Annotated in this window: 7 protein-coding genes, 1 tRNA gene and 1 pseudogene; 5 read left to right on the forward strand and 4 right to left on the reverse strand. The window is 68.1% G+C overall.

Going from position 1 to position 7,756, the window contains the following annotated elements; all coding sequences use genetic code 11:
* Window positions 1-42: 42 nt before the first annotated feature.
* A tRNA-Leu gene (locus tag G5C65_RS26600) sits at window positions 43-124 on the forward strand.
* 91 nt (window positions 125-215) lie between these two features.
* Here the strand turns inward: G5C65_RS26600 and G5C65_RS40820 are convergent.
* On the reverse strand, window positions 216-689 hold the full coding sequence (locus G5C65_RS40820) for a GNAT family N-acetyltransferase (RefSeq protein WP_165301480.1): 474 nt from the start codon (window positions 687-689) through the stop codon (window positions 216-218).
* A gap of 528 nt (window positions 690-1,217) precedes the next feature.
* On the opposite strand from G5C65_RS40820, the gene G5C65_RS26610 reads away from it, so the two are divergent.
* The 4 genes from G5C65_RS26610 (at window position 1,218) to G5C65_RS26625 (ending at window position 3,354) form a co-directional block, all read left to right on the forward strand.
* A complete protein-coding gene (locus G5C65_RS26610) occupies window positions 1,218-1,463 on the forward strand; it encodes a hypothetical protein (RefSeq protein ID WP_165301481.1) in 246 nt (81 codons plus the stop codon).
* 303 nt (window positions 1,464-1,766) lie between these two features.
* On the forward strand, window positions 1,767-1,937 hold the full coding sequence (locus G5C65_RS26615; protein WP_165301479.1) for a hypothetical protein: 171 nt from the start codon (window positions 1,767-1,769) through the stop codon (window positions 1,935-1,937).
* The gene (locus tag G5C65_RS26620) at window positions 1,934-2,509 is read left to right on the forward strand and encodes a sigma-70 family RNA polymerase sigma factor (protein WP_165301482.1); all 576 of its coding nucleotides are present in this window, start codon (window positions 1,934-1,936) and stop codon (window positions 2,507-2,509) included. Before G5C65_RS26615 ends, G5C65_RS26620 begins: the two co-directional genes overlap by 4 nt.
* Window positions 2,506-3,354 carry a hypothetical protein gene (locus G5C65_RS26625; RefSeq protein WP_165301483.1) on the forward strand — a complete coding sequence of 283 codons (849 nt, stop codon included), beginning with the start codon at window positions 2,506-2,508 and terminating at the stop codon, window positions 3,352-3,354. Before G5C65_RS26620 ends, G5C65_RS26625 begins: the two co-directional genes overlap by 4 nt.
* A 718-nt stretch (window positions 3,355-4,072) precedes the next feature.
* Here G5C65_RS26625 and G5C65_RS39585 read toward each other — a convergent pair.
* The 3 genes and pseudogenes from G5C65_RS39585 to G5C65_RS26635 all read right to left on the reverse strand — a co-directional run bounded on the left by G5C65_RS39585 (window position 4,073) and on the right by G5C65_RS26635 (window position 7,039).
* Window positions 4,073-4,744 carry a glycerophosphodiester phosphodiesterase gene (locus G5C65_RS39585; RefSeq protein ID WP_241266076.1) on the reverse strand — a complete coding sequence of 224 codons (672 nt, stop codon included), beginning with the start codon at window positions 4,742-4,744 and terminating at the stop codon, window positions 4,073-4,075.
* A 4-nt stretch (window positions 4,745-4,748) separates the two neighbouring features.
* A pseudogene (locus G5C65_RS39590) lies at window positions 4,749-6,194 on the reverse strand (glycosyltransferase); the annotation flags it as partial.
* Window positions 6,195-6,814: 620 nt separating this feature from the next.
* Complete coding sequence (locus G5C65_RS26635; RefSeq protein WP_165301485.1) at window positions 6,815-7,039, reverse strand: DUF5988 family protein; 225 nt, start codon at window positions 7,037-7,039, stop codon at window positions 6,815-6,817.
* Window positions 7,040-7,756 lie beyond the last annotated feature (717 nt).

Here is a 7,756-nt window from a genome sequence, read left to right on the forward strand (position 1 = left end):
CACCCCCTCCCGCACCACGGCCCCGCAGTACGATACGAACGCGCGCGAGTGCCGGAATTGGTAGACGGGACGGCTTTAGGTGCCGGTGTCTTCGGACGTGGGGGTTCGAATCCCCCCTCGCGCACGGCAGGCTTCGCCTCTCTGACCAGCGCGAAGGTGGTCGGCGGGGCCTTTTTCGTCTGGCCTGTGCGGGCACCGGGCGGGCACGGGCACCATCACCTTCTCCGCGCACGGGCAAGAAGGAATCCGAGGTCTTCACCGGCCCCGCAGCCGCAGAGCGGTTCCGGGGCCTGGTGAACGCGCACGGCCAGCAGTGGCCGTGCGCTGGGTCCGGGACGAGGGCTTCCGCACGGAGGCCGAGCGCCGCGAGGCGCCCGAACAGGAGGCGTTCGGTAGGCCCGCCTCGGCCACGAGTCGATCAGGACCACGGTCGACCGGTACGGGGGTCGGACTCTCAGAGTGCGGAAGCCCGCGCCGCGGGCCGAGGCGTCGGCGTGTTCCCACAGAGTCCTCCCCAGGCCGGTGCCGATCTCCTCGGGTTCGAGGAACAGATCTGCCAGCTCTCCATGCGGCGGTTCTCCGGTGATCTGGTAGTAGCCCACCACCACACCGTCCCGCTCCGCGACTGCGACATGTCCGTCACGGATGGCAGCGGGGCTGATCGTCAGTTTTTCCGCCGTCCGGTCCAACAGTTCCTGTGGGCACCCCCCAGTACCCCTACGACCGCCGCGTCAGCGCGCTCAGCGCTTCCGCTTCCCCAGGCGCGGCAGCTCGCACGAAGATCTCATCCATAAACGGAGTATCACCCGCCTCGTCCTCCCGTGATAAAGGGATTTCGAGCTGGCGGGCAACGCCACGGAACGCCACGTCCTTCGGGATCCAGTCTGGTGCCGACTAGGAATTCTGGAAGTCCGTATCCATCGCTTTTCCAGAGCCGCAGAGTTGCCAGTCCGCCATGAACCTAACATCACACGACAACGCTGAATCCTGTGTCCACTCACCTTCTCACGCCTCGCACTTGAGATCGTGTTTCACTGACTTCTCGAACTCGTTGAGCAGGGCGCCGGGAGGAAGCAGGTGCTTATCGGTGTAGGCACGGAGGGCCCGTTCACTCGCCTTCGGATAGTTGACCGGTTGTCCCGATCCCGCCCCGCGCGCGGCCACCGCCTGCGGCGTTGCGACCCCTCCACAACCCCCGCTCCTGAACGGAGGCCCCGTTGAGCACTCCCAACTACGCGCTGGCGTCGGCTCTCTCGACCGCGGGCTGGTCGAACGCGGCAACGGCACGGCGCATCAACGACTGCGCGGCGCGCCGCGGTCACCGGGGAACCGCGGTGGACACGGCCCGGGTCGGCCGCTGGATCCGGACGGTCAACGTTGCGCATGAGGCGTACGCGAGATGGTTGATCAAGAACGTTCTCAGCAAGATGACGAACAATCACAGCACAGATCTGACCACTTGAACCTACGTCAGAACGTCGGTCACGGAGCATGCACCGGTCCCACGGACCCTGCGGCCCATCGGTGAACTGGCATATCTCCATGGCACATCACTGGTCAACGTTGTCAGGCGACCTCACCTGGAGGTATGCGGTCAAGATATCGACTCAAACGAATACAGGAGTGCTCCGTTCCGAAAATCATCAGAAGTGGGCCTGCACGAATCGGCCAGGCGTAGGGGTCGTAGGGGCAGAGGGTGAACACGTCGCCCTCCGGGGATGCGGGGGATCAGCCCTGACCGACTAGCCGAGAGGACCCACAGGTCCGTGAACTACCAGTTGGAACTGCTCGGGCGGGACCTGGTCATGGCCGCCCTGGCGCTGCGCGTCTTCGGCCCGGCGGCGGTGTCGATGCTCAGACGTGCGGTTGCCGCCGGTGTGCGTGTGGGAGTGACCGAACTGCGCCGTCGCACGCCGGAGGACGGAGAGCAACGATGACCCAGGAAGAACCGTCGCTGCGCCAATCCGGACACCCACCGGCCCCGGAACGGCCGCCGCTTGACTTCTCCGCGTTTCACCAGATGCACCGGCCCAAGTACATTCGCTGGGCTGAGCGCGTACTGGGGTGCCGCGCCTACGCAGAGGACGCAGTGGACGAAGCATTCGAGAGGCTGCTGCGCCGGTGGGACGAAGTTCTCAAGAAGGAGAACCCAGCCGCATACGCGTGGGCGACGATGAAGAACTGCGTGTGCAGCCACGCCCGTTCCCGCCGGCGCCGCGCCGATCTCACCGAAGGTGCGGCATTCGACACCATCGCCGTGAGGGAAGCAGGCGACTCCATCGGGGAGCTGGAGCAGACCATGTCCGTCTTCGCCGCGATCTCGGAGCTCCCGGAGCGTCAGCGGGACGTCATCGCGCTCCGCTACTGCTTCGACTTCAGCACTGCGGAAACGGCACAGGAATTGGGAATCACAGAGGCAGGCGTGCGCTCGCACGAGCGGCATGCCAAGAAATCACTTCGCGGGAAGTTTGAAGTGCAGTCCCGTAAGGAGGGCCAGGAGCAGCGATGACTGTCGACATCGACTTTCTGCTTTCCAGGGTGCGCATGGTCCCGATGAGTCCGTACACGGACCAGGAGATCGCCGCTGCCGAGGAGCGCATAGCGATAAGGGTCGCCGCTCACACTCCGGAAACAAGATCGAATTCCGATCCCGACATGGCTCTCCCATCCCCGGAAGAGTGCCGGACACCGGAATCGAGGGCGCTGAGTCTTCGGAGCCTGTGCGAAGCGTTCATCACCCGCCCGGAGGCCCTGAGCAGCCTGCGGGAGTTTGTCGCAGACGCGATGCCGGAGCCCCGGGGCGCCAGAGTCCTCGGCGGGATACTGTACCTGGCGCACTGCGAGGACAGCGCCCGCTTCTGGTGGCAGTACGCGGCGGGTGCGTCAGACGCCCTCGCTTCCTACTGCCTCTACCTCCACCACCGCTCCCTGGGCGAGAAAGCCGAGGCGGACTGGTGGCTGGACCATGCCTCCTTCACACCGGCCACGTTGAGCACCAAGGCGACTCGGCTTGAGATAGACCTTGCACTGCACGTCCTGACCTCCATGCGGCGCTGGCGCCCGCAGCTCCCCGAAAGGGCGCAGTTCTTAATCCAGTGCGTTCCGGCAGCCGTAGGGTTCGTCGACGACGACCTGGAGCTTCCCCTCCCCGACTGCGATTTCGTAGAACTGATCGAATCAATCGTCGGCGAGGAAACCCCCGGTGCCGGGAAGCAACGCGTCGGCGTTGAGCATCTGAGCCCCAGGGCGAAATGCTCCGCACCGCCGGCATACGGGTCCAGGAGGACGAGAGGGGAATGGGCCCTGCCCGTGCAGGATGCCCTACGGGACTGCGAGGAGACGGTTTCCTGCTGAGGTGGCGGGCAGTCGCGTGATCCTGGAACGGGTGAGCTACCCCATGGGAGCTCTCGCAGGGCGGCGCTGGTGCCGGGGGAGTGCGAGGGGCCCGCGGGGCAGGGAAGCGGGCCCCTGCCCCACCCCCGTACATCGCTGCTCAGCTTGTTGATTGCCGCCGGTGCGGTTCAGGACCTCGCGTATATCGGGCGAGACGCGGTTGCCGGGGACGTCGTCGAGAATCAGCTGCGGATTCGCAGGCGGCGAGAGGGAAGTAGAGATGGGTCTCGTCCTTCGCGCGCGAAAGCATGGTGTAGAGGCGTTGGCCTGGGCGCCGGGGCCGTAGACGAGGGCGTGGTGGACGGTCCCGACGCTGAGGGTGAGGGGGGCGCCGACCGCGCGGGCGAAGGTGTGGTCCGGGCCCGTCAAGCGGCCGGGGTGGCGGTGGTCGGCATCCGCGAGAGTACCGCCACTCGAAGCGGAGGGGTACTTGAGACGGTCGCCAGCGGACACGTCGCGCACTCGCACGGCTTCGCCTCCTATGGCGCGGTGAGGCTCTGGGCGGCGCCTTGCCGAGCGACTCCGTCGACGCATTGCGCCGCAGCGCACCCGGCGCCGCATTCCGGTCGGACCGTAGGAGCGCGAGCATGGGACAGGACGCATCGATGGCCGTGCACACGGATGCGTGCAGAGCCTGCAGAACCGGGTGAGAATTGCGCCCTACGGGTTTCGAGCCCCCTCACGCACCATTGCCACTGGCGCAGTAGGTCTCGCGCCAGCGCAGGTACTCGTCCACGCGGTTGGTGATGATGCCGTCGACGTTCCATGCTGTCGCGGACTGCCATGCGGTGGGGGTGTCGATCGTCCAGACCAATATCTCGACGCCGGCCGCCTTCAGTTGGCCCACCACCCCGGGGCGCGCGGAGAGGCTGCTGAACTTGACCGCGTAGGCGTCGAGGGAGAACGTGCGTGCGGTGGCCACGGGATCCGCGTCCAGCCGGGAGCGCAGCAGTGCGACCTTGGTCTCGTACGGGGAGGCGGCGGCGTCCCGCACGATGGCCTCGTCGAAGGACTGCACCAGCGTGCGTGCGGTCATGCCGTTCTCGTCCACGAGGTCGAGGGCGCGGCGGACGGCACTGGAGCTCTGCGGTCCCTTGATCTCCAGCAGGAGGCGGACGGACCGCACCTTGGGCGAGGCCAGCACCTGTTCCAGGGTGGGAACGCGTCCTCCGCCCTTGACGGTGAGCCGGGCTGTCTCTGCGGCGGTCAGCTGTTCGACGCGGCCGGTTCCGTCGGTGGTTCTGTCCACGGTCGCGTCGTGCATGATGATTGGGTGGCCGTCCTTGGTGAACTGCACGTCGGTCTCGACCCAGCCCGCGCCGCTGTCGATCGCCGCCTCCAGGGAGGCCATGGTGTTCTCCGGCGGGTGCGGTGGCGGCGGGCGGGAGCGGGATGCGTATGTGCTGCTCCTTGGGGTCGTGGCGCAGCCGGGCCAGGAAGTGCAGAGGGCCCGGCGGCAGGGTCTCGGCATCCAGGCGGATGCTGATGCCGCCGTCCGCTGTGGCGCGGGCGGCGGCGCGGGGCCGCGCGGGCGCGTCCGGGCCGGATGACGGTGCCGGTGCGGGCGACGCCTCATTCCGCGTCGCGCGGCCGACGGGCAGTGCGGAGCGCAGCCGGGTCCACAGGGTGCGGTGGCGGCGGCGCGCGGCCAGCAGGTCCTGGATCAGGGTCTCGTAGCGGTCGGCGATGGTCTCGGGGGTATAGGCGCGGGCACGCTCGCGACCCGCCGCACCCAGCCGCGCGCGGCGCGGCGCATCCGCCATCAGGGCGCCCAAGGCCGTGGCGTAACCGTCCACACCGGCCTCCAGCGGGACCAGGACACCGTTGGAGCCGTCCTCGATGATCTCGGCGGGCCCGTGCGGACAGTCGCCGGAGATGACGGGCACACCGCAGTGCATCGCCTCCACGAGGGTCATCCCGAAGGACTCCCTGTCCGAGCAGACGGCAGCGATCGCCGCCTTGGCCCACTCCGTCTCGATCGGGGAGACCGGCCCCATGAGAAAGACCCGCTCATACAGGCCCAGCTCGTCGATCCGCCGCCGCAGCGCCGCCCGCTCCGGCCCGCGCCCATACAACCGCACACTCCACCCGGGATGGGCCCCGGCGACCTTCGCGAAGGCGTCGACGAGCCGGTCATAGCGCTTGACGGCCGCCAGCCGCCCCGCCGCCACGATCACCTTCGAGCCGTGATCGCACGGCTCGACCGCCGGCTGAGGCACACCGTTGGGAATGCACACGATCCGGGCCCAGACGTCCGGCAGAGCCCGGCGGTACTGGGCAGCATCCGCCTCCGAGACGGCCACAAACGCATCCAGCCCCGGGATGGCGGCATTCTGATGCCCGCGCAGCGTGGGATCGTGGGCGTCCAGACTCAAGTGCTCCTGACCGACACGCAGATAACGGGTCCCGCCGTCGCGGGCGAGATAGCCGTTCAGATCCGGGCGAGTGGCGATCACCACCTCCGCGCCCGTCTCCCCCAGCCACCGGCCGATCCGCTCGTCCTGCAACGCGGAGTACGGCAGACGCGCGGAATCCGCCGCAGCCCCGGTGTCCGGAAACATCGAGCACGGCTGCCCGGTCAGCGGATGACCGCCCTCATAGCCGGGAGTCCCCTCCCGCATGTCGATCAGCGACGACAGCCTCACCCGCCCATCGAAGGCGAGCTCGGGCTCATCCGCCACCCGGTGGACACTGACGACCTCCACCTCATGCCGCCCCGCCAGCGCACGCGACAGATTCGCCGTCGCCCGGATCGTCCCCCCTATGCCATACACATTGTTGATCAAAAACGCAATCTTCACTCTTCTCCCCCCTGCGCACCCACCCGAATCGAGGGAACGGAGGAGGGCGCGCGGCCTGCGCAGGGGTGCGGGCACACGTGATCCGCCCCTGGCAGGGCCCGTCATGAACGAACTTCAGGAATGTGCTGCCACGGGTTGGTTGACCGCCCGTGGCGACGCGTCAGGGAACCGCCGATGACGCGGACGCAGATCTCCTCCCCGAAGCTGCGCCTACTGGCCACCGGCGGGCCGTTCTCACCGCCGTGGTCGGCCGGTGAGCAGGCCCGTTCGCGTGAATACGGTGTGCATATCGCGTGCCCCCTGTGTATCGGTAACGTGCACACGTATTCAAACACCACCCGTTGGGGCGATCACAGGCATATCTCGGCCACCAGCCCCCGGCGTCGGGGCTGCCCCTTGCTGTTCACCGCCGGGTGCGGGCGCAGACCTGGCTGAGCGGGCAGTTCCCCGCGCCCCGGACGGGGTTCGTCGTGCTCTCCGCGCATTGCCGGCCCCGATACCGGGTACGCACGAGACGCCGGACACGGCCTCGACCCGTGGCCGGAAAAGTCAGCCGGCCGCGGCCGGAGCGCCGGGCGCACCGCGCACCCGGCTCCCAGCCGCGGCCGCACAAGAGTCCGCTACTCGGCCACGAATGTGCTGTGGCTCCATTCGAAGACGTTGAGTTGACGCTGCTCGCGCACTACCTCTTGTCCGGTCCGCTGGAAGTGCTCGTAGCGATTCCCCACATTGACCTTGATGGTTATCTGCTCCGGCTTGACATGCCGGACACGCCAAGGCTCATCGTTGGACCAATCCGGCCCACCGACCAGAAGCGCATTCGGACCCGGGTTATTCATCTCCATACCTTCCAGAGTGTTCAGTGACGGGCACAGATCGAGCAGTGGCGTCAGCCCCGGTTCCACCGGTTGCCTCTCGGCCTTCCCACTGGGGTGCCCCGTACCGGTCCGGCCCTGGGGCGCGTCGCGCGGCTCGACGCGTGCGCTGCTCCGCAGAGGCGGATGCCGGCCCGGCGTCCCCTGCTAACGGGGGATGGCCGAGGACGTCGGGCCGGAGTCTGGAGCTGTTTCGGTATGGCGCCGGCAGCGGCGCCGCTCGGGGCGGTGCCGCACGGGGCGCGCGGCGGACGGGGGGACGGCAGGAATGCGGTGGCGCTCGATCAGACGAGTAGTGCGGCCCATACGACCATCGACGAAAGCCTCGATCGCCATGCCAGGAAGTGTGCACGACGGCACGGAGACGGCAAACCCGTACGCACCCCTATCCGATACGGGCGCTCCACAGTCCCCCAACGCGCCCCCGGAATAGGGGTCGGGAATTCTTCCTTCCGAGGTGGAGGTGTAGTTTTCGCCGCGCTGTTCGGATCCACGGAATGCCGCACGGACCCCTGCTCTCCCCCGGAACCCAAGCGTTTCCCGCTCGGCGCGCGGCCGTTGCCGGGGTGCGGGACCGCGCCGCCGGGGCCGGGCCACGGGCCCTCCGATGCCCGGAAGGCGACCGGCTCGGCGGAGCACGGACCTCACGAGCGTTTGCTCAGCGAAACCCCGTGCCCCGCACCCCGT

It is taken from the genome of Streptomyces boncukensis (genome assembly GCF_011045075.1).
GTDB lineage: Bacteria > Actinomycetota > Actinomycetes > Streptomycetales > Streptomycetaceae > Streptomyces > Streptomyces boncukensis.

Coding starts and splice junctions, on each gene's coding strand:
- G5C65_RS26620 (WP_165301482.1), top strand. CDS start 1,934: ATGACCCAGGAAGAACCGTCGCTGCGCCAATCCGGACACCCACCGGCC.
- G5C65_RS26625 (WP_165301483.1), top strand. CDS start 2,506: ATGACTGTCGACATCGACTTTCTGCTTTCCAGGGTGCGCATGGTCCCG.
- G5C65_RS39585 (WP_241266076.1), bottom strand. CDS start 4,744: ATGGCCTCCCTGGAGGCGGCGATCGACAGCGGCGCGGGCTGGGTCGAG.
- G5C65_RS26635 (WP_165301485.1), bottom strand. CDS start 7,039: ATGGAGATGAATAACCCGGGTCCGAATGCGCTTCTGGTCGGTGGGCCG.